Raw genomic sequence first — 24,253 nt, forward strand, 5'->3', positions numbered from 1 at the left:
TTCACTACTCTTCCCCTTTGTCACCTTGACATGGATAGATAATCGAGTCATGGCTATTGTGCTGTGCCGTTATACGGAACGGGCCAGGACCATCGCGCTTTGGAACCCGCCGAAACCACTGCCCACACTCAGCACCACGTCCATTTCGTGGTCGCGCGCTGTAATCGGCACATAGTCCAGGTCGCATTCGGGATCGCGGTTGTGCAGATTGGCCGTGGGCGGCACGACCTGCCGTTCCAGGGCCAGAGCGCACGCCGCGACCTCCAGCGAGCCGATCGCACCGAGTGAGTGCCCGACCATCGACTTGATCGAGCTCGCCGGGATCTCGTACGCGCGCTGCCCGAGGCTGCGCTTGAACGCCGCCGTCTCGTGCCGGTCGTTCTGGCGCGTCCCCGAGCCGTGCGCGTTGATGTAGTCGACGTCCGCCGGGTCGATCCGCGCCTGGTCCATCGCCACCCTGATCGCCTCGGCCATCTCGCGCCCGTCGGGCCGCAGGCCGGTCATGTGGAAGGCGTTGCTGCGGCTGGCGAATCCCGCCAGGTGCGCGTAGATCCGGGCGCCGCGCCGCCGCGCCGACTCGGCCTCCTCCAGCACCATCACGGCGGCGCCCTCACCGAGCACGAAACCGTTCCTGGTCGCGTCGAAGGGGCGCGAGGCGTGCTCGGGGTCGTCGTTGCTCGGCGAGGTCGCCCTGATCGCGTCGAAGCAGGCGGAGGTGATGGGCGACAGCGGCGCGTCCGTCGCCCCGGCGATCACGACGTCCGCCGCGCCCTCCTGGATGAGGACGGCGCCGTGGCCGACCGCGTCCAGCCCCGAGGTGCAGCCGGTCGAGATCAGCGCCGCCGGGCCCTCGGCGCCCGCCTCCCACGCCACCTCGACGGCCAGCGTGCTCGGCACCATGTAGCCGTACAGGTGCGGCACGCCGTAGGTGTGGTCGGCGAGCCAGTGGCGGCCCTCGTCGGTCAGGACCGTGTACTCCTCCTCCAGGCTCATCGTGCAGCCCACGGCGCTGCCGACGGCGACGCCGACCCGGTCCGGCTCGACGGTCCCGAAGTCGAGACCGCTGTCGGCGACCGCCTCCCTGGTGCAGACCGTGGCGAACTGGGCCGCCCGGTCCATCCGCCTGACCTGCTGCGCCGACAGCCCCGCGGCCCTCGGGTCGAAGTCCACCTCGGCCGCGATCTGCGAGCGGAACCCGCTCGGATCGAACAGCGTGATCCGCCGGGTCGCGGTACGCCCTTCGGTGAGCAGGTTCCAGAACGCCTCCCGGCCGATGCCGCCCGGCGCGACCACCCCGATGCCGGTGATCACCGCCTCTCTGCTCAACTCGGCCCCCCGACCTGCGGGCCGGGCTCCTGCGGCGCCGGCAGCTGCTCGGTGTCCACGTGACCGAGCTCGGGACGGGGCGCCAGCGGCGACAGGTGGAAGACCACCTGCGCGCGCTCCGTCCCGACGTTCACCAGCCGGTGCCGTACGTCGATCGGCACCAGCAGCGAGTCGCCGGCGTTCAGCGGGACCGGCGCGCCGTCCAGGCTCATCTCCAGCTCGCCCGCGACGACGTGCAGGAACTCCTCCGAGTACGGGTGGTAGTGCTCGGCGACGAACTCCCCGGCCTCCAGGTAGAGCACGCCGCCGAACCCGGAGGCGCAGCCGGCCGTCTTGGGGCTCAGCGTGACCCTGATGTCGCCGCCGCGGCGGCGGTTGGGCGCCACGTCCGCGGCCTTCACCACGGCGGGCCTGGCCGTCTTGGCGATCTTCGCGCCGGTCATGTCCGTAGTCACTGGATCCTCCCCTTGTCGCTGGTCCACACGTAGAACGGGCTCGCCATGGCGTCCTTCGGCTCCTTCCAGTCGGGGTCGTACGGCGCGACCAGCTTGGCCAGCCGCGCGTTGACGTCCTCATAGAGCGGGTGGCTGCGCGCCTTGTAGAGGTTGGGGGAGATGTCCTCGTCCGCCTCGACGAGATGGAAGTAGAGGTCGTGGAAGTGGAAGAGGGTCCGCCTGCTCACCCCCACCATGTGGGGCAGCTCCGACTCGTCCGACGCGCCGAACGCATCGGCGATCGGCCCGATGTTGCCGGCGCTCCTGAGCTTGGCGACGATCAAGGTCCTGTGCACGTTCCTCGCCTCCTGCGGTGAGTGGGAAAGGCTGCCTCGATGGTGGCCGTACGCAGTGGAAAGATGCTCGAAGTAAGCTCCATCGGGCTCACCACCCGATCTCCCTGCCGCCGCTCAGGAACACGCCGGAAGGCCCATCGTCGGGCAGGGTGGCGGCGTCGGCGATGCCGGCGGCGGCCTGCTCGGGGGTCCGCTCCGCCCTCGGCATCATCCTGGTCCTGGTCTGTCCCGGGTTGACCGCGTTGACCAGCACGCCGGTGCCCTTGGTGCAGGTGGCCAGCATCGTCGTCAGCCCGTTGATCGCGGCCTTCGACACCGAGTACGCCGGCGCCCCCGTCCACAGCCCCGCGCTGAACGACCCGGTGCCGCTGGAGACGAAGACCACCCGCCCCCAGCCCCTCTTCACCATGCCGGGCACGAACGCCTGGGCCACCCGCCAGCCGCCCAGCAGGTTGACCGCGAGCGTGCGCTCGACCACGTCCAGCGGCACCGCCAGCGGGTCGTCGCCGGCGTCGAGCAGCACGCCCGCGTTGCACACGAGCACGTCCACGGCGCCGAGCCGGGCCGCCGCCCGCCCGGCCGCGTCGGGATCGGTGACGTCGAGGGGATGGGCGCGGACGTCGGGGCCGATGCGCGCGGCGGCCTCGGCGGCGGCGTCGCCGTCCCGCGCGGTGACGATGACGCGCAGGCCCCGGCGACGCAGCTCGGCGGCGGTCGCGTGCCCCAGCCCTCGGTTGGCCCCGGTGATCAGGGCGGTGCGTGGTTCGCTCATGCCGCCACGATGGCCGCGCCCGCTCGATGCGCGACGGTGCCGCGCTCCAGCGAGTCTCCAGGGCGCGGTGCCATCGTCGGCGCAGGAGCACGCGCCCTCCGACCAGCTCTGACGGCGGGCGCGACCGCGATCAGCCGAGGAGGAGATGCCCCATGCGGGTGCTGTTCACGACCTGGGCCTGGCCCTCGCACCTGTACGCGCTGGTCCCGCTGGCCCGCGCCTGCCGCGCCGCGGGGCACGAGGTGATCGTCGCCAGCGAGCCAGGACTGACCCGCGACATCCTGCGCGCCGACCTGCCGGCGGCGGTCGTGGGAACGGACGTCGACACGGCCGGGATGGTCCACGAGTTCCTGCTGCCCCTGCCGGGCGATCCCGCGCCGGTGCGCGACGGCAAGGGACCCAGGGTGCTGCGCATGCTGATGGCGCACGCGGAGACCATGACGCCCGGCCTCGTCGAGCTGATCAGGGACTGGCGGGCCGACCTGGTGGTGTACGACCAGGTGACGCTGGCGGGCCCGGTCGCCGCGGCGGTCACGGGCGTCCCCGCCGTGCGCCAGCTCTACGGCGTGGACCTGCTGCAGCGGGCCCGCGCCGTGCTGCCGGACGCGCTGGCGCCGCTCGCCGACCGGCTCGGCGCGGGGCCGGTGGACCCGTACGGCGCGGTGAGCGTGGACCCGGTGCCCACGGGCATGCAGCTGCCCGGCGAGCACCGGGTGCTGCCGATGCGGCACCTGGCCTACAACGGGCCGGAGGCCGCGCCCTGGCGCTCGCCGGCCACGCGCGGCCGGCCCCGGGTGTGCGTGAGCTGGGGGCACACCATCGCCAAGGTGGACCCGTCCAGGTTCGTCGCCGGCCGGATCGCCGCGGCGCTCGCGGAGGCGGGCTTCGACGTGGTGCTCGCGGTCTCCGCCGCGCAGCGCGACCTGCTCGCCGCCCGGCCCGACCTGCGGGCCGGCGAGTGGGCCGGCCAGTGGGCGGGGCAGCGGGCGGGCCAGCGGGCGGGGCAGTGGGACCCGCCGGCCGGGCGTCGGGACCAGCCGCCCGGCCGGCGGGAGGCGGAGGGCTCGCTGCCGGAGAACGTGCGCGTCGTGGTGGACACGCCGCTGCGCGACGCGCTGCGCGACTGCGACGTCTTCGTCGGGCACGGCGGCGCCGGCGGCATACTCGCCGCGCTCGCCCAAGGGCTGCCCATGCTGCTGGTGCCGCAGCTGCCCGACCACGCCGGGCACTCGGGGCGGGCCGTGGCGACCGGCGCGGCGTCCGTGCTCGGCGCGGCCGGGCTGACGCCCGAGGCCGTGCGGGACGAGGTGACCAGGCTGCTGGACGCCCCCGAGCCCGGCCTGGCCGCCGCCGAGCTGTGCGAGGAGATGGCCGCCCGGCCGGCGCCCGCCGAGGTGGCGGGCGCGCTGACCGAGCTGACCCCCTCACTCGCCCGCAGCTGAACGCCGGATCCGCCGGATCGCTACGCCCCGGTGATCTGGCGGACGGCGCCCAGCTCCAGGTTGAGCAGCGCGTCGGGCCCGAACGTGGTGAACCGGTGCTCGGCGCGCCGCATGCTGCGCTCGGCGGCCTGCCGCAGCGACGGGTCGGCGCGCAGCCGGCTGTCCACCGCCTCGTACGCCTCCGCCGCCCCCTCCTCCGTGCGCAGGTCGAACTTCCCGCTCAGGGCGAGGTCCAGGTAGAGCACGTGCAGGTACAGCTCGGGCAGCCCGTACGGGTTCAGCTCGGCGTGCACGGCCTCGGCCCGGCTCTCCGGGATGGCGGTGAACGGCTGCCGCATCCGCGGGTAGGGCCCGCCCGCGGCGTAACGGTCGAAGTTCTTGAACGCCACCCTGCGCCCGTTGAGATAGGCGACGCTGATCCTCCTGCGCAGGCAGAAGTTGATCGTCTCGCGGATGGTGTCGATGATCGGCTCGCCCTTGTCGTTCAGCGAGGTGTTGCAGAGCATCGGCACGCCGGTGCGCTCGTGGAAGGCGGTCAGCAGCGCGTGCAGCGCCGGGTTCTGCCCGGCGTTGAGCGACTGCACGCGGGCCGAGTAGTCGAGGTGCGCCACCGCCGGGATCTGGGCGCGCCGCTCCTCCCTGATCGTGAAGGTCTCCAGCATGTACGGCGACGGCCTGCTGTCCTCGAACCACTCCGCCAGCCGGTCCTCCAGCACCACCGGCGCGACGGGCCGCCACCACTCGCGCAGCTTGAACGCGTTGAGCGCGTCCTTGGCCGCCCGCGACGTCGGGTCGCCGATCAGGCTGCGGTTGCCCAGCGCCCGCGGCCCGATCTCGGAGCGGCCGTGGAACCAGGCGATGGGCTCGGCCAGGATGTCCCGTACGGCCTGGTCCAGATCGAGGTCGGAGACCTCCGCGACGTGGTCGCCGAACTCCGCGAGCGCCCCGTCGAGGTCGTCGTCCGCCCGTCCCAGGTACGCGCCGGGGAAGCGGAAGGTGAACGGCTCGCCGCCGGTCTTCTTGTGGAAGGCGGCCAGGCCGATGCCGACCGCCTGCCCGCCGTCGTCCACGCAGGGCGGGGCGAGGAAGCCGCGGAAGCCGTACTTCTCCATGAGGTGGCTGTTGGTGGGGCAGTTCAGCGCGTAGCCGCCGGCCAGCGCGAGGTGCGTGGTCGCCGGGTCGAGGTCGTAGCGCTCCAGCGCGGTCTCGATGTTGCGCTCCATCACCATGACCGAGATCGCCTGGATCTCCTTCATGGCGGCGCTGACGAAGCTCTCCTCCTCGGTGAAGTCGGGGTCGGTGCTCGCCGTCTCCTTGACCTGGGCGACGATTTCCTCGAACGCGCGCGGCGCGCCCTCCAGCGCGGCCAGGCCGGTGAAGTCGTAGGAGTCGAGGATGTGCTGACGGTCGCACCGCCCGGTGGCCGTGGTCGCGGTGGCGAGCGCCATCAGCGTGCCCTCGCGCATCTTGAACCGGTCCTTGGCGGTGCTGTAGAGCAGGCCGGGCGAGGCGACGGGGAACGTCTCGACGACGCCGCGCCGGCTGACCGCGCCGGTGAACCAGTAGCGCTTGTAACGCCCGTCGAGCAGGCGGTCGGGGCCGCCGTCCACGGCCAGCGTCAGGATGTCGCCGCCGAAGAACGTCTCGCTGTCCAGCAGCATCGCGCTGTAGAGGTGCGCGATGCTGTGGAAGGACAGCTCCGGATACTCCTCGACGAAGTGGTAGTCGTTCGTGGTCGCGAGCCCCGGGGTGCCCCAGATCTCGGTCATGTCGTCGAGCGACACCCCGAACGGGCCGATCAGGCCGTTCACGAACGCACGCAGCTCCTCCAAGCTGAGGAACGGCGTCCGATGGTGTTTCAAGCCGCTCATCCGCTCGAACTCCCAGTGGCCGAGGAGCCGGATCAGCGATCCCTCCTTGTGCCACAGCGACACGTTGTTGTCGTGCCGGTACGACACCATCGCCAGCCGGTGCAGGCCGGGGATGGTCACGTAGCTCGAAAGATAGAAGCCGTCTCGCATGTCTCCTCCGGTGGTCACCAGGTGACGGGAACCTCGACGAAGCCGAGTTCGAGTGGGTTGTCGTGATGCCTGAGCTCGGCCACGTCCACCGCGAGCCGCAGGCCGGGGAAGCGCCCGATCAGCTGGGCGAACGCGGTCCGCAGCTCGAGCCTGGCCAGCGCCGCGCCCAGGCAGTAGTGGGGTCCCGCGCTGAAGGCGATCTGGTCCCGCGCGTCCCTGGTGACGTCCAGGCGCAGCGGGTCGGGGAACACGGACGCGTCGAAGTTGGCGGACTCCAGCACCGGCACCACGCCGGAGCCGGCCGGCACGGGGCACCCGCCGATCTCGATGTCGTCGGTGACGTAGCGCAGCATCGACAGCGAGTGGCCGGCCACCTGGAAGCGCAGCAGCTCCTCCACCGCGTCGGGGATGCGCTCGGGCTCGTCGCGCAGCAGGGCGAGCTGGTCGGGGTGCTGCATGAGGAGCACCGCTCCGCTGCCGATCTGCGCCGCGGTCGTCTCGTGCCCGGCCATCAGCAGCACCGTGCACCAGACGTGCAGCTCGTGCGTGCTCAGCCGCCCGTCCTGGTCGTCGTGCACGGAGATCAGCTCGCTGATCAGGTCGTCACCCGGGTCCGCCCGCTTGACCTCGATCAGCTCGCCGATGTACTGCCACGCCTCGCCCAGCCCGGTACGGAAGCGCTCCTGGTCGGCCACGGGGACGCCGAGCAGGCGGCAGATGACCCGCAGCGTCAGCGGCAGCGCGAACTCGGAGACCAGGTCCACCGGTGGTCTCCGCCACCGGCCGAGCAGCTCCGCCACCACCTCCTCGACGTAGGGGCCCAGTTTCTCGATCCGCGCCGGGGTGAACGCCTTCGTCATCAGGCGGCGCATGCGGGTGTGCTCGGGCGGATCCCGGTCGATCTTCGGGTTCTGGAACATCTTGGTCCTCGCCGCCGCCGTCATGCGCGGCGCGCCGGGGCGCTCCCTGTTACGGCTCAGGCGCCGGTCCGACAGCACCGCCCGCACGTCCTCGTAGCGCGTGACCAGATAGACCGGGTCGCCGCTCGGCATGACCGCCCGTACCACCGGCTCGTCCCGGAGCGTGGCGAGTTCCTCCGGCGGTCGTGCCCCGGGCGGCCAGTCGAACGGGAACTTGAGCGTCATCGGGCTCTCCTGCTCTGCGTGAGGTCGTCACCCAGAACGATGGGCGCGGCGGCTCAAGGCGCCCGCAAGCGGCGCTGGACTCTCGTCCTGGTCTCGCTCGGTGTTCGAGCGGGCGAGCAGAGCATGAGGCGGCACATCGTCCACCAGGTGGTGAGAGGAAACGGATATGACCAGCACGACAGGACCGTCTCCCGCGGCCAGGGTCCGCCGCCTGTCCAACTCGGTGCAGGACGCCGCGATCGTGCGGGCGGCGGCTGAGCTCGGACTCGCCGACGCGGTCGGCGACGGGCCCACGCCGGTGACCGAGATCGCCGCGCGGGTGTCCGCCGATCCGGCGACGCTGGCCCGCCTCCTGCGGGCGCTCACCGCGTACGGGATCTTCGAGCAGGTGACCCCGGACGTGTACGCGCACACCGAGATGTCACGCGCGATGCGCAGGGACCATCCTGGTGGCCTCATCCACACCCTGCTCACCCCGTCCGACTGGGGCTGGGCGATGTGGGGCAGGCTCGCGGAGTCGGTCAGGGCCGGCCGGTGCCTGTTCCCCGACGTCTTCGGCGCCGACTTCTTCGACTACCTGGGCGAGCACCCCGAGGCGCAGGCGCGGATGTTCCGCGGCATGACGTCGTGGTCGGACCAGATGAATCCGGCGCTGGTGGGCGCGCTGCCGCTGGAGGGCGCCGGCACCGTCGCCGACATGGGCGCGGGCTCGGGGACGCTGCTGCGCGCGATCCTGGAGCACGCCCCGCACGTGTCGGGCGTCTGGTTCGACACCGAGGCCACGCTGGCCGTGGTGGAGGACGAGCTGCTGTCGGGCCCGCTGTCGGAGCGCTGCGCGCTGGTCACCGGCGACTACTTCCACGAGGTGCCCTTCAGCGCCGACCTGTACGTCTTCAAGCTCACCCTGCACATGTACGACGACGAGCCCTCCGAGCGCATCCTGCGCAACGTGGCGGCGTCGGCCAAGCCGGGGGCGCGCATCGTCATCGCCGACCCGCTGCTGCAGGACCCGCCGGAGAGCAAGTTCGTCCCGTCGATGGACCTGCACATGCTGCTGGTCATGGGCGGCAAGGAGCGCACCGAGCAGGACTACGCCGACCTGTTCAAGCGGGCCGGCCTGGAGTTCACCGGCATCACGCCGACGGGGACCGACTTGCATCTGACCGTGGGGCGGGTTCCCGGCTGACCCGCCGGGACCGCGCGTTCAGGCAGGAGGCGAGCGCCGCGAGCAGCACGCTCGCGGCGCACACCAGCAGCGTGAACCTGACCGCCGCGCCGAACGCGGTCCCGTAGGAGGTGCTCGCGAGGCCGGCGTCCAGCCTGGCCTGCAGCACCGTGCCCAGCACGGAGATCCCGAACAGCGTCCCGGTCTGGCGGATCGTGTTGAACACCCCGGAGGCGGCCCCCGCCAGGTCGGGGCGCACGTCCCGCATGGCGAGCGAGGTGATCGGGCCGAACGCCGCCGACTGCGACAGCCCGGCGATCGCGAGCGGCGCCACCAGCGCGTACCCGGCCACGCCGGGCCGGCTGAGCAGCGCGACGGCGGCCAGGGCGGCGGCGTAGACGAGCAGGCCGCCCAGCAGCACCCGCTCACCGCCGTACCGCTCGGTCAGGCGGGCCGTGACGGGGAAGCCGAACGTCATGCCCAGCGCCCACGGCGCCAGCGTGAGCCCGGCCTGCGCGGCCGGCATGCCGAGCACCGTCTGCAGGAAGAGCGTCATGGTCAGCGACAGCGTGATCACGCACATCGACACGATCGCCATGGACGCCGTCATCAGCGTGAACGTGCGGTCGGCGAACAGCCGGGTCGGTACCAGCGGCTCCCGCGCGCGGTGCTGGTGGACGACGAACCCCGCGAGGAGCAGGAGGCCGAGCCCGATCACCATCGGCACGGTGACCGGCACGTCCGCCACCGACGCGACCGTGCCCCAGCCGTAGTGCCTGCCCTCCAGCAGGCCGAACGTGATCGCGCCGAGCCCCACGCCGGCCAGGGTCGCGCCCGCCGCGTTCAGCCGCCTGGCGGCCTGGCCGGTCACGGCGGGCGGGACGACGAGCAGGGTGAGCACCACGATGAGCACGCCGACCGGCAGGTTCATGGCGAAGATCGAGCGCCAGCCGGCCGTGGAGACCAGCAGGCCGCCGAGCGTCGGCCCCGCCACGCCGGCGAGGCCCGCGGTCACCCCCCACACCGCGCTCGCCCGCCCGCGCCGTTCCGGCGGGAAGACCAGCGTCATCATCGTCAGCGTCTGCGGGATGATCAGCGCGGCGCCGACGCCCTGGAGCAGGCGGGCGCCGATGAGCTGCCACGGCGTCTGGGCGAACCCGCACAAGGTCGAGGCGACGGTGAAGACCGCCATGCCCGTGAGGAACACGGTACGCGGCCCCGCCACGTCGCCCAGCCGGCCGGCGGTGACGGTCAGCACGGCCAGGGCCAGCACGTAACCGCCGACCACCCACAGCACCTCGCTGAGGCTCGCGCCGAGCCCCGCCTGGATCTCGGGGACGGCGATGCTGACCGAGGTGGAGTTGAGGATCGTGATGAAGTAGCCGAGGCAGGTGGTCGTCATGACCGCCCAGGGGTTGCCGCGCAGCGCGGCGAGCCTGCGGGTGCCCATGGCGCTCACGCGGCGAGGCCGGCGCGGTCCAGCGCCGTCGCCGCGGTGCGCAGGATCTCGACGCGTTCGGCGGTCGTGCCGCCGAAGGGCGAGATGAGCAGGGTGGTGATGCCGTGCTCGGCGTACGCGCGCATCCGCTCGGCGACCCGCTCGGGCGGGCCGAGCAGCGAGATGTGCTCCACCAGGCCGGCCGGCACCGCGGCGGCGGCCCCGCGCGGGTCGCCCGCGGCCATGCGCTCGTGCACGACGGCGCTCTCGCGGCCGTACCCCAGCCGCTCGAAGAGCGCGAGGTAGACGTTGCGGCTGCGGCCGCCCATGCCGAGGAAGTGCGACAGGTAGCCCCTGATCGGCGTGGCGGCCGTCTCGACGTCGGCGCCCAGCGCCATGGGGACGCCGCAGAGCACCTCGAACCCGGCGAGCTGCTTGCCCGCGCGGGCCCGGCCGGCGCGCAGGGCGTCGATGGTCTTCGGCAGCTCGCCCGGCGGCGAGAACGCGCCCAGCCAGCCGTCGGCGATCTCGCCGGCCAGTTCGAGTCCGCCCGGCGCGACGGCGGCGAGGTAGATGGGCACCCGGGCCGGCTCGCCGTACAGCCGCAGCGGCGCGGCCGTGCAGCCCTCGGGCGGGAGCCGGTAGTGGGCGCCCGCGTGGGTGACCGGCTCGCCGGTGAGGGCGCGGCGCACGATGTCCACGTACTCGCGGGTCCTGGCGAGCGGCCGCCGGAACGGCACGCCGTGCCAGCCCTCCGAGATGTCCGGGTTCGACACCCCGAGTCCCAGCCGGAACCGGCCGCCGGACAGGGCGTCGAGCGTGGAGGCGGTCAACGCGGTCATCGCCGGCGTGCGGCCGGGCACCTGGAAGACGCCGGAGGCCAGGCCGATGCGGGTGGTCGCGGTGGCCACGGCCCCCAGAACGGTCGCGCCGTCCGCGCGGAAACCCTCCGGGACGACCGCGAGGTCGAACCCGAGCCGTTCGGCCTCCCGCGCGACCTCCACCGCGTCGACGTAGGAGAGATTGACACCGAGCTTCATGCCTAGGCCGTCCCTTCTGTGAGGCCGCTCTATGAGGCCGCTCTATGAGGCCGCTTCGTGAGGCCGCCGGTACGGCGGGCCGCGCCTGCGCGCTCAGCGTCACAGGCCCGCCTCGAAGACCGAGCAGGTAACGGCGGAAGTGCGGTGGGGCGATCTCGGCCGAGGGCGGTTGGACCGCCGTTCGAGCACCCTGCCGGATAAAGGAGTGCCACGTCCGAAAGGAGCTCACATGAGAACGGACCTGAACCGCCGCAGCCTGCTCAGCCGAGGCGGGAGCCTCGCCCCGCTGGTCGGGCTCGGCCTGCTCGCCGGCGCCACGCCCGCCGCCGCCGAGACCGGCGCCCAGGAGAGCAGGCTCCTCCCGCTGCTCGGCACCTGGGCGGTGGAGGTCACCTTCCCCAGTGTGAACCGGCCGCCGGAGGCCGGCCTGTTCGCGTTCGTCGCCGACGGCGTCCTGGTGGCGACCACGACGGGGGCGGGCCACCTCAGCCTGGGCTCGTGGCGGCTGGCCTCAGGCGGCTTCTCGTTCTCCTTCCGCCACTTCATGTACGCCGACGACGACGGCACCTGGACCGGCGAGGTGCGCATCGAGCAGACCGGCACGTTCACCTCCTCCTCCTGGCGGGCGACCGGCACCGGCACCGCCTTCGACACCGAGGGCAACCAGGTCGCCGTGGTCCAGAGCGCGACCACCGCCACCCGCTACTGACCCACTTCAGCCTGATTCGAGCCGCTGTCGACGTACGACCGCGACGCTGCACATCGGAGAGGAGCCAACATGGAACTCGGACTCGCGGGCAAGGTCGTCCTGGTCACCGGTGGCAGTGGATCCATCGGCGCCGCCATGGCGGAGGCGTTCGCCGCGGAGGGCGCCCACGTCGCGCTGACCTTCCGCGACAACGCGCAACGCGCCGAAGAGCTGGCCCGCGTCATCGGCGAGCGGGGCGGCCGGGCGATGGTCGTCAAGTACGACCTCGCCGACCCGGCCGCCATCCGCTCGTGCGTGAGCGCCGTGCTCGACGAGTGGGGCCGGCTCGACGTGCTCGTGCTGAGCGCGTCCGCGCAGGACGGCACCCGCACCGCGCCGGTGAACTTCGAGGACGTGCCGCCCGAGGAGTGGTCGCCGCTGCTCCGGGCGGACGTCGAGGGCTCCTTCCACACGGTGCAGGCCGTGCTGCCGGCCATGCGGCGCCAGGCATGGGGCCGCATCATCCTCATCTCGGCCAACATCGTCGCCCGCGGCGCGCCCGGGGACGAGGCGTTCGTGTCGAGCAAGATGGCGCTGCACGGCCTGGGCCGCACGCTGGCCACCGAGCTGGCACCCGACGGGATCCTCGTCAACGTGGTCGCCCCGGGGGCCACGGTGAGCAGGGGCTTCCTGCGCCGCTTCCCCGAGGAGAAGCAGGCGAGGTTCGCCGAGCTGGACGACGTACAGATCAAGCGCATGCTCAACCAGGACCGTCCCGTCGGCAAGGTGTCGACACCCGCGGACGTCGCCAACACCGTGCTGTTCCTGGCGTCCGAGGCCAACGGGAACGTCAGCGGTCAGGTGATCCACGTGGCCGGGGGCCATTGAGCCGCCCGGCCGTTCAGGACACGGAGCAGGAGAGAAGATGACCACAGCACCGCCCGCCTTTCCCCAGGCGCGCGTCTGCCCCCACCTTCCACCCCCGGCGTACGCGGAGCTGCGCGGGGGACCGGCGCTGCGCCGGGTGACGACCCACGCCGGGCAGCTCGCGTGGCTGGTGACCCGCTATGATCAGGCCCGTACGCTGCTCAAGGACCCGAGGCTGTCGTCCGACCGCAGGCGTCCAGGCTTCCCCGTCATCTCGGTGCAGGTCCAGCTGCTGACCGAGCGCAAGCGCCAGGCGCTGATCGGGATGGACCCGCCGGAGCACGACGAGCAGCGGCGGATGTTCCTGCCGGACTTCACGCTGAAGAAGGTGCGCGAGCGGCGCGCCGACATCGAGCGCATCGTGCACGAGTCACTCGACGACATGCTGGAGCACGGCCCGCCGGCCGACCTCTACCAGGAGTTCGCCCTGCCCGTGCCCTTCCGGGTGATCTGCCGGCTGCTCGGCGCCCCCTGGGAGGACCGCGACTTCTTCCAGGACGCCATCCGCCGGCTGGTGCGCACGTTCGACACCGCCGAGGGCCGCCAGGCGGGCGCCGAGCTGCTCGCCTACTTCGAGCACCTGGTCACCGAGTACAAGAAGACCCCCGACGGCGCCGGGCTCATCGGGCGGCTGGCCGGCACCGGCAGGATCGGCGACGACGACCTCGCGCTCGCGGCCATGTCGCTGCTCATCGCCGGCCACGAGACCACTGCGGCGATGATCTCGCTGGGCGCGGTCACGCTGATGGAGAACCCCGACCAGCTCGCCGCCATCCGCGCGAACCCCGAGGCGATCACGCCGGCCGTGGAGGAGCTGCTGCGCTTCCAGTCGATCGCCGACAGCGCGAACCTGCGGGTCGCCACCGCCGACATCGAGATCGACGACGTGGTGATCAAGGCGGGGGAGGGCGTGCTGATCCCCGGCTCGCTCGCCAACAGGGACGCCGGCGTCTTCACCGACCCCGACGTCTTCGACCCGAGCCGCGACGCGGGCGGGCACATCGCCTTCGGCTACGGCAGGCACCAGTGCCTCGGCCAGAACCTCGCGAGGCTGGAGCTGCAGATCGCGCTGACCGCGCTGTGGCAGCGCATCCCCACCCTGCGCATGACGGTGCCCGCCGAGGAGCTGGCCCCCCGCCCGCCCGGCGCGATCCAGGGCATCGACGCGCTGCCGGTGACGTGGTGAGAGGGGGAGCGGCATGAGCGTCGTGGGTGACCAGCGGGTGTGCGTCGGCGCGGGCATGTGCGCGCTGACCGCGCCGGGCGTCTTCGACCAGGACGAGAACGGCCTGGTGGTGGTGCTCACGGAGACGCCCTCAGGACAGGCCATGGACCAGGCGCTGCGCGCGGAGCGGCTGTGCCCGTCGGGAGCGGTGCGGGTCGGCACGCTCTCTCGTCCAACGGAATGAGGATCGGATGCGCATTCTCCTGCTTGGCGGTACGGAGTTCGTCGGCCGCGCCGTGGCCGAGGCGGCGCTGGCCAGAGACTGGGACGTGACCGTGTTCCACCGGGGGCGGCACGCGCCGCCGCCCGGCGTGCGGGCCCTGGAGGGCGACCGCAACCTGCCCGACGGCATGCGGGCACTCGCGGACGGCGAGTGGGACGCGGCGGTCGACACGTGGTCGGGCCCTCCCCGGGTGGTCCGCGACACGTTGCGGCTGCTGGACGGCCGGATCGGCCACTACACCTACGTCTCCAGCCGCGGCATCTACGACTTCCCCGTGCCCGCGCCGCTCACCGAGGAGCGGCCGGTGGTGGCCGGCTCGCCGGACGGCGAGGAGATCGGCTACCGCGACGCGAAGGCGGGCGGGGAGGTGGCCGCTGAGCGGGCGCTCGGCGAGCGCGCCCTGCGGGTGCGGCCCGGCCTGATCTTCGGGCCCCGCGAGAACTCGGGGCGGGTGCCGTGGTGGCTGCGGCGCGCCGCCCGGGGCGGGGTCCAGCTCGCGCCGGGGCCGCGTACCTCGTCGCTGCAGTACATCGACGCCCGCGACCTGGCCGCCTTCGTCCTGGACGCGGCGGGCCGCGGCCTGCACGGCGCCTACAACCTCGTGTGCCCGCCGGACCACGCCACGATGGAGGCGTTCGTCACCGCCTGCGTCGAGGTCACCGGCGCCGGCGCCGAGCTGCGCTGGGTCGACCCCGAGCCGATCCTGGCGGCGGGGATCCGGCCCTGGGTCGATCTGCCGGGCTGGCTGCCGCCCGGCGACATGTACGAGCTGCTGCACAGGACCGACGTGTCCAGGGCGGTGGCGGCCGGGCTGCGCTGCCGTCCTGTCGAGGAGACCGTGGCCGACACCTGGGCCTGGTTGCGTGACGTGGGCGGCGACGTGCCGGAGAGCTCCCAGAGCGCTTATCGCGCGGACCACGTCCCGGCCGACCTGGACCCGGACCTGGAGGCGAAACTCCTGGCCGGCTGAGCCAGGGGCAGGAGCGTCCGGCTCGGCGCGGGCCGGAGACGAGGCGGCCGCCGGCGGTACATCCGCCGGCGGCCGCTTCATGCCGGGCCCCGATCAGTCGCCCGCACGGGCGTCGAACAGCCGGATCGTGCCCGTCGGGCAGCGCCTGGCCGCCTCGCGGACGAGGTCGGCGAGCGCGGCCGGCGGCTCCGGGTCGCGTACCACGACCACGGTCTCGTCGTCGTGGCCGAACACCTGCGGCACGGCCGCCACGCACAGGCCGCTGCCGCAGCACGTGTCACGATCCACCGTCACGCGCATGCTCACCACTCCACCGGAATCCTCAGCAGCCCGCCGATCAGCGTCCCCTCACTGCGTCCCAGCTCGGCCGAGGGCACGGCGAGCCGCAGGCCGGGGAAGCGGCGCAGCAGCGTGTCCAGCACGATCTGCAGCTCCAGCCGGGCCAGCGAGGCGCCGATGCAGAAGTGCGGCCCCACGCTGAACGTCAGGTGGTAGTTGGACGGCCGCGCCACGTCGAACTCGTGCGGGCAGCAGAACACGCTCTCGTCCCAGTTCGCCGACTCGACCGCCGGGATGACGCTCGTGCCCTTCGGCACCGTCACCCCGCCCACCTCGATGTCGTCGGTGACGTAGCGGAGCATCGACAGCGAGCCGTTGAGCAGCTTGAAGCGCAGCACCTCCTCCACCGCCGACGGCACCAGCGACAGGTCCGCGCGCAGCTTGGCGAGCTGGTCGGGGTGGGCCAGCACCTTCGCCACCATGTAGCCGATCTGGCTGGCCGTGGTCTCGTAGCCGACCAGCAGGAGCAGCCGGCACCACCAGTGCAGCTCGTACTCGCTCAGGCGGGTGTCGTCGTCCTCGTGGACCTGCGTCAGCGCGCTGATCAGGTCGTCACGGGGGTTCGCCCGCCGCTTCTCGATCAGCGCCCCCATGTACGCGCTGATCTCGCGCATCGCCGCGCCGATCTCGGGCCCCGAGTACTTGCCGGTGGACAGGAACCGGTCCGTCCAGCCGCGGAAGCGGTCCTGGTCCTCGGGGGGCACGCCCAGCAGGTCGCAGATGACCCGGATGGACAGCGGGAACGCGACGGCCTCCGACACGTCGGCCGGGCACGGCCCGTTCTCCATCTTGGTCACCAGCTCGTCCACGATCTCCTGCACCTTGGGGCGCAGGTTCTCCACCATCGTGGCGGTGAACGCCTTCATCACCAGCCGCCTGACCCTGGTGTGCTCAGGCGGGTCGGGGTCCATCCGCTCGTCCTGGAACATCTTGTTGTTCGAGGTCATGCGGGCCGCGTCGGGGCGGTTGAGATTGCGGCTGACCCGGTGGTCGGTCAGCACGGACCGCACGTCCTCGTACCGCGTGACCAGCACCGCCCGGTCGCCGCTCGGCAGCACCACGGGGAGCACGGGACGCTCGCGCAGGTCCGTCAGCTCGGCGGGCACGTCGAGAGGGGAAGGGCGCGGGAACGGGTACGGGACCGGCTGTTCGCTGCTCATCTGGTCACCTTTCTGATCAGGCGGCTCACACCGGCCGCGCCTCGACGATGCTGTGGGGCGGCTCCGTCGGGTGGATGTCGACGACCTCGAAGCCCGACTCCTCCACGAGCCGCGTCCAGTCGGCGACGGTCCGCTCCCGGCCGCCGTTGGTGACCGCCATCGAGATGTCCATCAGCTTGATGTAGTGGGGGTCGTTGCCCTCTGGGACGACGCCGTCCACGATCAGCACGCGGGCGTCGGCGTCGTCGCCGATCGCCTGCCTGATCCTGCCCAGCACCTTGCTGCACTCGGCGTCCGCCCAGTCGTGCATGACGGCCTTCAGCGTGTACGCGTTCGCGCCCGACGGCACCTCGTCGAAGAAGCTGCCGCTGACCAGCTCGACCCGGTCGGCGACGCCCTGCGCGGCGAGCACCGGCGGCGCCGTCGCGATGGCGGTCTCGATGTCGAACAGGATGCCCCGCGAGTCCGGGTAGCGGCGCAGGATGGCCGACAGGAACCGGCCCTGGCCGCCGCCGATGTCGGCGATGGTGGCGAAGCGCCCGAAGTCGAAGGAGTCGGCGATCTTGGGCGCGCGGCTCTCGTTCAGCTCCGACATGGCCTTGTGGAACGCGGCGGCGAACTCGGGAGCCTCCTGCTCCAGGTACTCGAAGAAGTTCTTGCCCTCCCGCAGCTTGCGGCCGTTGGGCTCGCCGGTGCGCACGGTGTCGTAGGCGTAGCCCCAGCAGTTCCACACGGTGGTCTCGCCGTAGAAGTAGGCGAGGTACCTGAGCGAGCCCGGCACGTCGCTGCGCAGGTACTGCGCCTTCGGCGTCAGCTCGAAACGCCCGTCGCCGCGCTCGGCGAACACGCCGACGGACGCGGCGGCGCGCAGGAACCGGTGCAGCGTGGGCGCGTGGCTGCCGGTCCGTGCGGCCAGGTCTTCGACGCCGCACGGGCCGTCGGCGAGCAGGTCGGCGACGCCGAGGCGGGCGAGCACGTTCAACGTGCCCGCCACCCATTTGCCGGCCAGCATCATGAGCAGTTCCTGCTGCTCCTCGCCGGGACCCTGCGCCGGTACGCGGTCGGTCGAGGTCGTGGTCATCCCGATTCCTCCTTCTGGGTGACAGGTCGTTTCCGCCGCCTTCGGGCCGGTCAGGGGCCTGCCATGCCCGGCAGGCTGCCACCGGCGGCTCAAGGGCGGATCAAACCGGCATGGAGCGCGTGCCGGGCGTTCCGGCCGAGCGGTTCGCGAGGGCGTTTCGAGCCTCGCCGCGCATCCTGGGGACCCACGTTCGCGATCTCCCCGAGGAGTTGCCATGCCGTACACGGCGATCACTTATGACATCAAGGGCGGACACGAGGACGAGGTCGCCGAGGTGTTCGCGAACTTCCGGCGGCCGTCGGGGAACGTCGTCCCCGGGGCCGACGGCGGCCAGGCCGGCCGCATCCTCGCCACCGCGGTGTTCATCAGGGACAGCATGCTGGTGCGGTTCATCGAGTACGAGGGCGACCTCGACGCGGTGATCAGGTTCATGGCCAGCCAGCCGGGCGTGGCCGAGGTCGAGCGCAAGCTCGCCCCCTACCTGAACAAGCCGCGCGACACCGGCACGGTCGAGGGCTTCACCAAGACCTTCAACGCCAGCCGGCTGCGCTGCATCACCCAGTTCGCGGTGCCCAGGAACCCGGAGCCCTCAGCCTCTGCGGCAGACCAGTAGCGTGTCGAAGTCGCCGAGCGGCCGGTGCTCCAGCGCGGTGAAACCGGCCGCCGCGGCGTGCTGCCTGACCTCCTCGACCGGATACTCCGAGCCGCCCTCGGTGACCAGCATCATGTCGAGGCTGATCACCAGGTTCTCGATCAGGGCGGGGCCCTCGTCGAGCATGCGGTCGTAGATCACCAGCGCGCCGCCCGGCTTGACCGCCGCGCCGGCCTTCTCCACCAGGAAGCGGCGGCTCTCCTCGTCGTAGTCGTGCAGCACGTGCCCCAGGACCACGACGTCGGCGCGGGGCAGCGGGTCCTTGAAGAAGTCGCCGCCGTGGAAGCTCATCCGCTCGGTCAGGCCGAGTCCTGCCATGTGCTCGTCGAAGAACGGCTCCATCTGCGGCAGGTCGAACACGGTGCCGGTCAGGTCGGGGTGCGCCTTGGTGATCTGGCCGGCCAGGTTGCCCCGGCAGCCGCCGACGTCGAGCAGCGTCGCGTGGCCGGAGAAGTCGAACGCCTCGATGAGCTGCGGCCCGAGCACCTGGGTCAGCGCGTCCATCATGTGGATGAACCGGCCCAGGATCTTCGGGTCGCGCAGGACGTCCTGGAAGTCGCCCTTCGCCTGCGGCTCGCCGGTGCGCAGGGCCTCGGACAGCTTGCCCCAGGCCGGGTAGAGGTTGTCGTTGGTCCTGCGCATGAACCCGCCGATGTACGTCGGCTGCTCGCGCACCAGATACTGGTCCGCGCCGGCGGCGTTGCGGAAGCCGTCGCCCTGGCGTTCCAGCAGGCCGAGCGCGGTCAGCAGGTGCAGGAAGTCGCGCAGGCCGCGGCCGTGCAGCCCGAGCCGCTCACGCAGCTCCTCCTCGGTGGCCGGGTTGTCGTGCAGGACGGTGAACAGGTCCAGCTCCACCGCGGTGAGCAGGGCCTTGGCCTCGCAGAAGGCGTTGCACAGCCGGATGAGCCCGGTAGGGGTGGTGACGTCCGGAGCGATGCCCGTCATACGTGACTTCCTTTCTCGCAGCCCTGGCCGACGGTCGTGCCGGGTCGCTCGCGACGCTTCCATCGCGAGGTGGAGACCGGCTCGAAGCCGGTTGGAGCGCGACGGCGGCGCCGCCCGGCCTCGACCGGGAATCGAGGGGCGGACCAGCCGGTGCCTGCACGATGGGCCGAGCCGTACGTCGCAGCGAGAGGAATGGTCTGGTGGATCAAGGGCTACGCGGCAAGCGCGTGCTGGTGACCGGTGGGACCAGGGGCATCGGTCGTGCCACGGTCCTGGCCTTCGCGCAGGCCGGCGCACACGTTCTGGCATGTCATCACACCGAGGGCGAGGACGCCGACACCCTCGCCAGGGAGCTGAAGGAGCTCGGCGACCGCAGCCGGGTGGTGCGGGCCGACGTGACCGACTCCGCGGACGCCCGCCGGCTGGCCGGCACCGTGGACTCCGAGTTCGGCGGGCTCGACGTCCTGGTCAACAACGTCGGCGTGGACGGCGCGGCCCCGTTCGCCAAGATCTCGGGCGAGGAGTGGCAGCGGCTGCTCGACCACAACGTGACCTCCGCCTACCTCGTCACGCAGTCGATGCTGCACCTGCTGGCCGACGGCGCCTCGGTGATCAACATCGGCGCGTCGGCGGCGCTGCGCGGGCGGATGAACGGCGTGCACTACTCCGCCTCGAAGGCGGCGCTCATCGGGTTCACCCGGGGGCTGTGCAAGGAGCTGGGCGCCCGCGGCATCAGGGTCAACCTGGTCGCGCCTGGCCTCACCGAGACCGAGCCGGGTGCGGGGCTGCCGCCGCAGGTCGTCGAGCGGATCGTGTCGATCACGGCGCTCGGGCGGCTCTGCCGGCCGCACGACGTGGCCGGCGCGGTGCTGTTCCTGGCGGGCGACACCTCCCGCTACATCAGCGGCGTGACCCTGAACGTGGACGGCGGGATCTGAGCGGCGGGCGGGAGACCCATGGACATCGGAGTCGGCGCGCCGAGCACCGTTCCCGGCACGGACGGCAGGGAGCTGGCCGAGTTCGCCCGCCGGGCCGACCGGCTCGGCTTCAGCACGCTGGCCGTGCTCGACCGGCTGGTCTACGACAGCTACGACACCGTGGTGACGCTGGCCGCCGCCGCGGCCGTGACCGAGCGCATCACGCTGGCGCCCACGATCCTGCTGGCCGCGTACCGGCCGAGTGCGACGCTGCTGGCCAAGCAGCTGGCGAGCGTGGACCGGCTGTCCGGCGGCCGGCTGGTCGTCGGCGTCGCGGCGGGCGGCAGGGAGGACGACTTCACCGCGACCGGCGTGCCGTACGGCGGGCGCGGGCGCCGCCTCGACGAGGTGCTGGAGGAGATGGAGCGGGTGTGGTCGGGGGAGGTCCCCGGCGTCGGCCCGCGCCCGCGGCGCGGGCGGATCCCGCTCTGGGTCGGCGGCAACTCGGCCGCGTCGATGGCGCGCGCCGCGAGGTACGGCATCGGCTGGATCTCCGGCAGCACCCCGCTGCACCGGTACGCCGAGGTCGCCGCCGCCGTACGCAAGAGCTGGGCCGACGCGGGCCGCACCGACCAGCCCCGGCTGGGCGCGCTGGCCTACGTGGCGCCCGGTGCGGACCGCAGGCAGGCCGGCGCCCGCTACCTGCTCGACTACTACGCCTACACCGGCCAGAAGGCCCGCTTCCTGGCCGAGAACGTGATCACCGACGACACCCGGCTGCGCGAGACGATCGACGGCTACGCCGCCGCCGGATGCGACGAGCTCATGCTGATCCCCTGTACGTCCGATGCCGGCCAGCTCGACCTGATCGCCAAAGTGGCCTTCGGCTGAGCCCGCGCCGACGATCCAGAAGGAGGACGCCATGCCGTACGCGGCCATCACCTACCGGGTCAAACCGGGTTACGAGGACGAGATCGCCGAGATCTTCGCCGGCTTCCAGCGGGTGGACACCCCGGTGTTCACCGGCGACGACGGCGCCGCGGCGGGCCGGTTGCTCGGCACCGCGGTCTTCATCAAGGACGACGTGATGGTGCGGATCATCCACTACGAGGGCGAGTTCGCCGCCATCGCCCGCCACATGGCCGGGCAGCGCGGGGTGCATCTGATCGAGGAGCAGCTCGCCCCCTATCTCCAGGAGCAGCGGGACACCGGCGACGAGGCCGGGTTCGGCCGGTACTTCCGCGACTCCGTCATGCGCTGCATCTCGCAGCTGTCCGTCGAGACCCACCCCGCGCAGCGATGAGCGAGCGGCCGACGTCGATCGCGGTGCTCGGGCTGGGCGGCATGGGCGCGGGCATGGCGCGGGCCCTCATCGCCGCGGGCGCGCGCGTCACCGCGTACAACCGGAGTCCTGACAAGGCCGTGCCGTTGCGCGAGGCGGGGGCCGCGATCGCGGCCACCCCGGCCGAGGCGGTGGCCGGCGCCGAGGTCGTGCTGCTCAGCCTCGCCGACGAGGCGGCCGTGGAGCAGGTGCTGTTCGGCGCGCTGGACGGGCGGCTGCCGCCCGGCGCGGTCGTCGTGGACACCTCGACGGTCACCCCGGCCTTCGCCGTGGAGGCCGAGGCGCGGCTGGCGAAGGCGGGGGTGCGGCGGGTCGAGGCGTGCGTGCTCGGCAACCCGGCGATGGCCGCGAAGGGCGAGCTGCGGGTCTTCGCCGCCGGTGCGGACGCGGCGGTGGCCGACGTGCGCCACGTGCTGGAGGCCATCGGGCAGGACGTCCGCGTGCTCGGGCCGACCGGGAACGCGAGCGCGCTGAAGCTGGCGTTCAACCTGATGCTGGGCGTGCAGATCATCGGGCTCGCGGAGGCGGTGACGTTCGTCGAGGCCATGGGCGTCGATCGGGGCGTGCTGCTGGACGTCTTCGAGCGCAGCGGCTGGCGCTCGCCGGTGCTGTCGTTCCGTGCGCAGTTCATGCGCGGGCGGACGTACCGGCCGGCGGCCTTCCGCGCCACGCTCATGCACAAGGATCTCCGGCTGGCGATCCAGGAGGCGCAGGCGCACGGGGCTGAGCTGCCGGTGACGGCGAGCGCCCTCGACCGCTACGCCGCCGTCCTGGAGGCCGGCCGCGGCGACGACGACGCCGCCACGGTCGCCGAACCGACACCCCGCGCCGAGCCGGCGACGGACGGCGGAGGTCAAGGGCCGTGATCACGGATCTGCTGGCCGTGGCGGCGCTGGTGGGCAGCGGGGTCGTGGCCGGGGTGCTGTTCGCGGTCGCGCTGAGCGTGCTGCCCGCGCTCCTCGCCATGCCGGCCGACCGCTACGTCTACACCCACCAGCTCGTGGGCCGCCGGTGGGACCCGACCATGCCGATCATCGTGCTGACGTCGATGGTCCTCGACATCGTGCTCGCGGTGCTGACCAGGGCCGAGCCGGCCGCGCTGTTCGCCACGGCGGCCGTCCTGCTGCTCGGGGTGTCGGTGGTCTCGCACTTCTGCAACGTCCCGATCAACCGGGTGGTCAAGGCCCTCGACCCGGACGAGGTGCCGCCCGACTGGCGCGACCCCCGCCCGCTGTGGCGGCGCTGGCACCTGCTGCGCACCGCGCTCGCCCTGCTGGGCGTGACGGTGAACGCCGTCGCCGTGGTGCTCGCCTGACCGCGTCGGGCACCGCGCCGCAAAGCCGGATGAGAAGTCAGAAAGCGCCGGAACATGGCGCTGCCGACCGAATGGAGAAACTGCAATGAGCGCCTTCGACATGGACGAACTGAAGGACATCCTGCGCAAGATGGGCGGCGTCGACGAAGCGGACCTCGACGGCGACATCGCCGACACGGAGTTCGCCTTCCTCGGCTACGACTCGCTGGCCCTGCTGGAGCTGTGCAGCCAGGTGGAGCGCCGCTACGGCGTCCAGATCAGCGACGAGGCCGTGCTGGACATGCCGACCCCGGCCAAGGCGGTCGACTACGTCAACTCGCTGCTGACGGCGAAGGCGGGTGCGTGACATGGCGGGGCACACCGACAACGAGATCATCATCAACGCTCCCATGCAGCTCGTCTGGGACATGACCAACGACATCGAGTCGTGGACCGAGCTGTTCAGCGAGTACTCAGAGGCCAAGATCCTCTCGGACCGTGACGGCACGATCCTGTTCCGGCTCGCGCTGCACCCCGACGAGAACGGCAAGGTGTGGAGCTGGGTGTCGGCCAGGCGCCCCGACGAGGCCACGAAGACCGTCCGCTCGCAGCGGGTGGAGACCGGGCCGTTCAAGTACATGTGGATCTACTGGGAGTACCTGCAGGAGGACGGCGGCGTGCGCATGCGCTGGGTGCAGGACTTCGAGATGAAGGCGGAGGCGCCGGTCGACGACGCGACGATGCAGGCGCGGCTCAACCGCAACACCCCCGTGCAGATGGCACTGATCAAGCAGAAGGTGGAGGCCGCCGCGGCCGCCCGCTGAGCGGTGCGGACGCGAGGGCCGGTGGCAGGCTGACCGTTTGGAGGAGCTCGTGCTGGAGATCGTCGTCCCGCTCGTCCTGCTGGCCAACGGGCTGGCCGCCGGGGTGCTGCTCGGCACCCAGATGGGCGGCTGGCCGCTGCTGGACAGCCTGCCACCCGACCGCTACGTGCACGCGCACGCCTTCTTCTCGACCAGGTTCGACCCGTTCATGCCCGCCTGCCTGCTGCTCACCACCGTCGGCGACCTCGCGCTCGCCCTGCTGGTGGACGGCCCGGTGGCGCGGGTGCTGTACCTGGTGGCGGCCGCGCTCTGCCTCGGCACGATCGCGATCTCGGTGACGAAGAACGTGCCGGTGAACCGGTGGGTACGCACCCTCGACCCCGACCACCTGCCCGACGACTTCGCGCAGCGCGACCCCCGGCGGCAGTGGGGCTCGTGGAACCGGGTGCGCACCGCCCTGTCCACCCTCGCCCTGATCGTCAACTGTGCCCTCGTCGGCCTGACCCTGTGACTCCCGCGACGTCACC

The 24,253-nt window shown here is 72.3% G+C and carries 28 protein-coding genes; 16 read left to right on the top strand and 12 right to left on the bottom strand.

The features are described from left to right. Positions 1-69 precede the first annotated feature (69 nt). From AB0K28_RS17845 to AB0K28_RS17860, 4 genes are all read right to left on the bottom strand, one after another. Complete coding sequence (locus AB0K28_RS17845) at positions 70-1,326, bottom strand: beta-ketoacyl-[acyl-carrier-protein] synthase family protein (RefSeq protein WP_345409348.1); 1,257 nt, start codon at positions 1,324-1,326, stop codon at positions 70-72. Continuing rightward, a complete protein-coding gene (locus tag AB0K28_RS17850; protein WP_364370917.1) occupies positions 1,323-1,781 on the bottom strand; it encodes a cupin domain-containing protein in 459 nt (152 codons plus the stop codon). Before AB0K28_RS17850 ends, AB0K28_RS17845 begins: the two co-directional genes overlap by 4 nt. Continuing rightward, complete coding sequence (locus AB0K28_RS17855) at positions 1,778-2,116, bottom strand: TcmI family type II polyketide cyclase (RefSeq protein WP_364370919.1); 339 nt, start codon at positions 2,114-2,116, stop codon at positions 1,778-1,780. Before AB0K28_RS17855 ends, AB0K28_RS17850 begins: the two co-directional genes overlap by 4 nt. An 88-nt stretch (positions 2,117-2,204) precedes the next feature. Beyond that, positions 2,205-2,888 carry an SDR family NAD(P)-dependent oxidoreductase gene (locus AB0K28_RS17860; protein WP_364370921.1) on the bottom strand — a complete coding sequence of 228 codons (684 nt, stop codon included), beginning with the start codon at positions 2,886-2,888 and terminating at the stop codon, positions 2,205-2,207. Between the two features lie 152 nt (positions 2,889-3,040). Here AB0K28_RS17860 and AB0K28_RS17865 point away from each other — a divergent pair, with 152 nt between their 5' ends. Continuing rightward, the gene (locus tag AB0K28_RS17865; protein WP_364370923.1) at positions 3,041-4,330 is read left to right on the top strand and encodes a nucleotide disphospho-sugar-binding domain-containing protein; all 1,290 of its coding nucleotides are present in this window, start codon (positions 3,041-3,043) and stop codon (positions 4,328-4,330) included. Between the two features lie 20 nt (positions 4,331-4,350). Here the strand turns inward: AB0K28_RS17865 and AB0K28_RS17870 are convergent, their stop codons facing one another. Both AB0K28_RS17870 and AB0K28_RS17875 read right to left on the bottom strand, forming a co-directional pair. Next, positions 4,351-6,351, bottom strand: a complete 2,001-nt coding sequence (locus AB0K28_RS17870) for a carbamoyltransferase C-terminal domain-containing protein (RefSeq protein WP_364370925.1) — start codon at positions 6,349-6,351, stop codon at positions 4,351-4,353. A gap of 14 nt (positions 6,352-6,365) precedes the next feature. Next, positions 6,366-7,496 carry a cytochrome P450 gene (locus AB0K28_RS17875; protein WP_364370927.1) on the bottom strand — a complete coding sequence of 377 codons (1,131 nt, stop codon included), beginning with the start codon at positions 7,494-7,496 and terminating at the stop codon, positions 6,366-6,368. Between the two features lie 166 nt (positions 7,497-7,662). Here AB0K28_RS17875 and AB0K28_RS17880 point away from each other — a divergent pair, with 166 nt between their 5' ends. Continuing rightward, positions 7,663-8,682: a methyltransferase gene (locus AB0K28_RS17880; protein WP_364370930.1), complete on the top strand. Its 1,020-nt coding sequence runs from the start codon at positions 7,663-7,665 to the stop codon at positions 8,680-8,682. On the opposite strand, the gene AB0K28_RS17885 is transcribed toward AB0K28_RS17880, so the two are convergent. Beyond that, positions 8,630-10,111, bottom strand: a complete 1,482-nt coding sequence (locus AB0K28_RS17885) for a DHA2 family efflux MFS transporter permease subunit (RefSeq protein ID WP_364371201.1) — start codon at positions 10,109-10,111, stop codon at positions 8,630-8,632. The genes AB0K28_RS17880 and AB0K28_RS17885 overlap by 53 nt on opposite strands. 5 nt (positions 10,112-10,116) lie before the next feature. Further along, positions 10,117-11,139, bottom strand: a complete 1,023-nt coding sequence (locus AB0K28_RS17890; RefSeq protein ID WP_364370933.1) for an LLM class flavin-dependent oxidoreductase — start codon at positions 11,137-11,139, stop codon at positions 10,117-10,119. 229 nt (positions 11,140-11,368) lie between these two features. Here AB0K28_RS17890 and AB0K28_RS17895 point away from each other — a divergent pair, with 229 nt between their 5' ends. From AB0K28_RS17895 to AB0K28_RS17915, 5 genes are all read left to right on the top strand, one after another. Continuing rightward, complete coding sequence (locus tag AB0K28_RS17895) at positions 11,369-11,848, top strand: hypothetical protein (protein ID WP_364370936.1); 480 nt, start codon at positions 11,369-11,371, stop codon at positions 11,846-11,848. A gap of 69 nt (positions 11,849-11,917) precedes the next feature. Continuing rightward, entirely contained in the window at positions 11,918-12,715 is a 798-nt protein-coding gene (locus tag AB0K28_RS17900; RefSeq protein WP_364370938.1) for an SDR family oxidoreductase, read from the top strand. A 37-nt stretch (positions 12,716-12,752) separates the two neighbouring features. Beyond that, entirely contained in the window at positions 12,753-13,940 is a 1,188-nt protein-coding gene (locus AB0K28_RS17905) for a cytochrome P450 (protein WP_364370941.1), read from the top strand. A gap of 13 nt (positions 13,941-13,953) precedes the next feature. After that, positions 13,954-14,163, top strand: a complete 210-nt coding sequence (locus tag AB0K28_RS17910) for a ferredoxin (protein WP_345388421.1) — start codon at positions 13,954-13,956, stop codon at positions 14,161-14,163. A gap of 7 nt (positions 14,164-14,170) precedes the next feature. Continuing rightward, positions 14,171-15,172: an NAD-dependent epimerase/dehydratase family protein gene (locus tag AB0K28_RS17915; protein WP_364370944.1), complete on the top strand. Its 1,002-nt coding sequence runs from the start codon at positions 14,171-14,173 to the stop codon at positions 15,170-15,172. A 93-nt stretch (positions 15,173-15,265) separates the two neighbouring features. Here AB0K28_RS17915 and AB0K28_RS17920 read toward each other — a convergent pair whose 3' ends face one another. The 3 genes from AB0K28_RS17920 to AB0K28_RS17930 are packed head-to-tail and all read right to left on the bottom strand — an operon-like array spanning position 15,266 to position 17,752. Continuing rightward, positions 15,266-15,472, bottom strand: a complete 207-nt coding sequence (locus tag AB0K28_RS17920; RefSeq protein WP_364370947.1) for a ferredoxin — start codon at positions 15,470-15,472, stop codon at positions 15,266-15,268. Between the two features lie 2 nt (positions 15,473-15,474). After that, entirely contained in the window at positions 15,475-16,671 is a 1,197-nt protein-coding gene (locus tag AB0K28_RS17925) for a cytochrome P450 (protein WP_364370950.1), read from the bottom strand. 25 nt (positions 16,672-16,696) lie between these two features. Beyond that, positions 16,697-17,752: a methyltransferase gene (locus tag AB0K28_RS17930; protein ID WP_364370953.1), complete on the bottom strand. Its 1,056-nt coding sequence runs from the start codon at positions 17,750-17,752 to the stop codon at positions 16,697-16,699. Between the two features lie 214 nt (positions 17,753-17,966). Here AB0K28_RS17930 and AB0K28_RS17935 point away from each other — a divergent pair, with 214 nt between their 5' ends. Continuing rightward, entirely contained in the window at positions 17,967-18,365 is a 399-nt protein-coding gene (locus tag AB0K28_RS17935; protein ID WP_345388411.1) for a SchA/CurD-like domain-containing protein, read from the top strand. Here AB0K28_RS17935 and AB0K28_RS17940 read toward each other — a convergent pair. Further along, complete coding sequence (locus AB0K28_RS17940; RefSeq protein WP_345388409.1) at positions 18,342-19,349, bottom strand: methyltransferase; 1,008 nt, start codon at positions 19,347-19,349, stop codon at positions 18,342-18,344. The two genes, AB0K28_RS17935 and AB0K28_RS17940, sit on opposite strands and share 24 nt — an antisense overlap. A 200-nt stretch (positions 19,350-19,549) precedes the next feature. Here AB0K28_RS17940 and AB0K28_RS17945 point away from each other — a divergent pair, with 200 nt between their 5' ends. The 8 genes from AB0K28_RS17945 (at position 19,550) to AB0K28_RS17980 (ending at position 24,237) form a co-directional block, all read left to right on the top strand. After that, positions 19,550-20,287 carry an SDR family oxidoreductase gene (locus tag AB0K28_RS17945; protein ID WP_364370958.1) on the top strand — a complete coding sequence of 246 codons (738 nt, stop codon included), beginning with the start codon at positions 19,550-19,552 and terminating at the stop codon, positions 20,285-20,287. 18 nt (positions 20,288-20,305) lie between these two features. Next, the gene (locus AB0K28_RS17950) at positions 20,306-21,157 is read left to right on the top strand and encodes an LLM class flavin-dependent oxidoreductase (protein ID WP_364370960.1); all 852 of its coding nucleotides are present in this window, start codon (positions 20,306-20,308) and stop codon (positions 21,155-21,157) included. A 31-nt stretch (positions 21,158-21,188) separates the two neighbouring features. Next, positions 21,189-21,569: a SchA/CurD-like domain-containing protein gene (locus AB0K28_RS17955; RefSeq protein WP_345388407.1), complete on the top strand. Its 381-nt coding sequence runs from the start codon at positions 21,189-21,191 to the stop codon at positions 21,567-21,569. Continuing rightward, complete coding sequence (locus AB0K28_RS17960; RefSeq protein WP_364370964.1) at positions 21,566-22,474, top strand: NAD(P)-dependent oxidoreductase; 909 nt, start codon at positions 21,566-21,568, stop codon at positions 22,472-22,474. The genes AB0K28_RS17955 and AB0K28_RS17960 overlap by 4 nt, the downstream gene beginning before the upstream one ends. After that, on the top strand, positions 22,471-22,923 hold the full coding sequence (locus AB0K28_RS17965) for a DUF1772 domain-containing protein (RefSeq protein ID WP_345388403.1): 453 nt from the start codon (positions 22,471-22,473) through the stop codon (positions 22,921-22,923). The genes AB0K28_RS17960 and AB0K28_RS17965 overlap by 4 nt, the downstream gene beginning before the upstream one ends. Before the next feature lie 85 nt (positions 22,924-23,008). Continuing rightward, a complete protein-coding gene (locus AB0K28_RS17970) occupies positions 23,009-23,269 on the top strand; it encodes an acyl carrier protein (RefSeq protein ID WP_345388401.1) in 261 nt (86 codons plus the stop codon). A 1-nt stretch (position 23,270) separates the two neighbouring features. Next, positions 23,271-23,726 carry an SRPBCC family protein gene (locus AB0K28_RS17975; protein WP_364370968.1) on the top strand — a complete coding sequence of 152 codons (456 nt, stop codon included), beginning with the start codon at positions 23,271-23,273 and terminating at the stop codon, positions 23,724-23,726. Between the two features lie 37 nt (positions 23,727-23,763). Further along, positions 23,764-24,237, top strand: coding sequence for a DUF1772 domain-containing protein (locus AB0K28_RS17980; RefSeq protein ID WP_364370971.1), 474 nt, complete (start codon positions 23,764-23,766; stop codon positions 24,235-24,237). Positions 24,238-24,253 lie beyond the last annotated feature (16 nt).

This window comes from Nonomuraea sp. NPDC049504 (assembly GCF_040676845.1).
In the GTDB taxonomy this organism is placed as follows: Bacteria; Actinomycetota; Actinomycetes; order Streptosporangiales; family Streptosporangiaceae; genus Nonomuraea; species Nonomuraea salmonea.

Excerpts from the sequence above, each read along its gene's own strand:
- AB0K28_RS17975 (WP_364370968.1), top strand. The coding sequence starts at position 23,271 with ATGGCGGGGCACACCGACAACGAGATCATCATCAACGCTCCCATGCAG.
- AB0K28_RS17875 (WP_364370927.1), bottom strand. The coding sequence starts at position 7,496 with ATGACGCTCAAGTTCCCGTTCGACTGGCCGCCCGGGGCACGACCGCCG.
- AB0K28_RS17935 (WP_345388411.1), top strand. The coding sequence starts at position 17,967 with ATGCCGTACACGGCGATCACTTATGACATCAAGGGCGGACACGAGGAC.
- AB0K28_RS17860 (WP_364370921.1), bottom strand. The coding sequence starts at position 2,888 with ATGAGCGAACCACGCACCGCCCTGATCACCGGGGCCAACCGAGGGCTG.
- AB0K28_RS17905 (WP_364370941.1), top strand. The coding sequence starts at position 12,753 with ATGACCACAGCACCGCCCGCCTTTCCCCAGGCGCGCGTCTGCCCCCAC.
- AB0K28_RS17955 (WP_345388407.1), top strand. The coding sequence starts at position 21,189 with ATGCCGTACGCGGCCATCACCTACCGGGTCAAACCGGGTTACGAGGAC.
- AB0K28_RS17880 (WP_364370930.1), top strand. The coding sequence starts at position 7,663 with ATGACCAGCACGACAGGACCGTCTCCCGCGGCCAGGGTCCGCCGCCTG.
- AB0K28_RS17890 (WP_364370933.1), bottom strand. The coding sequence starts at position 11,139 with ATGAAGCTCGGTGTCAATCTCTCCTACGTCGACGCGGTGGAGGTCGCG.
- AB0K28_RS17915 (WP_364370944.1), top strand. The coding sequence starts at position 14,171 with ATGCGCATTCTCCTGCTTGGCGGTACGGAGTTCGTCGGCCGCGCCGTG.
- AB0K28_RS17960 (WP_364370964.1), top strand. The coding sequence starts at position 21,566 with ATGAGCGAGCGGCCGACGTCGATCGCGGTGCTCGGGCTGGGCGGCATG.
- AB0K28_RS17885 (WP_364371201.1), bottom strand. The coding sequence starts at position 10,111 with ATGGGCACCCGCAGGCTCGCCGCGCTGCGCGGCAACCCCTGGGCGGTC.
- AB0K28_RS17970 (WP_345388401.1), top strand. The coding sequence starts at position 23,009 with ATGAGCGCCTTCGACATGGACGAACTGAAGGACATCCTGCGCAAGATG.
- AB0K28_RS17940 (WP_345388409.1), bottom strand. The coding sequence starts at position 19,349 with ATGACGGGCATCGCTCCGGACGTCACCACCCCTACCGGGCTCATCCGG.
- AB0K28_RS17870 (WP_364370925.1), bottom strand. The coding sequence starts at position 6,351 with ATGCGAGACGGCTTCTATCTTTCGAGCTACGTGACCATCCCCGGCCTG.
- AB0K28_RS17925 (WP_364370950.1), bottom strand. The coding sequence starts at position 16,671 with ATGAGCAGCGAACAGCCGGTCCCGTACCCGTTCCCGCGCCCTTCCCCT.
- AB0K28_RS17910 (WP_345388421.1), top strand. The coding sequence starts at position 13,954 with ATGAGCGTCGTGGGTGACCAGCGGGTGTGCGTCGGCGCGGGCATGTGC.
- AB0K28_RS17930 (WP_364370953.1), bottom strand. The coding sequence starts at position 17,752 with ATGACCACGACCTCGACCGACCGCGTACCGGCGCAGGGTCCCGGCGAG.
- AB0K28_RS17920 (WP_364370947.1), bottom strand. The coding sequence starts at position 15,472 with ATGCGCGTGACGGTGGATCGTGACACGTGCTGCGGCAGCGGCCTGTGC.
- AB0K28_RS17895 (WP_364370936.1), top strand. The coding sequence starts at position 11,369 with ATGAGAACGGACCTGAACCGCCGCAGCCTGCTCAGCCGAGGCGGGAGC.
- AB0K28_RS17950 (WP_364370960.1), top strand. The coding sequence starts at position 20,306 with ATGGACATCGGAGTCGGCGCGCCGAGCACCGTTCCCGGCACGGACGGC.
- AB0K28_RS17900 (WP_364370938.1), top strand. The coding sequence starts at position 11,918 with ATGGAACTCGGACTCGCGGGCAAGGTCGTCCTGGTCACCGGTGGCAGT.
- AB0K28_RS17865 (WP_364370923.1), top strand. The coding sequence starts at position 3,041 with ATGCGGGTGCTGTTCACGACCTGGGCCTGGCCCTCGCACCTGTACGCG.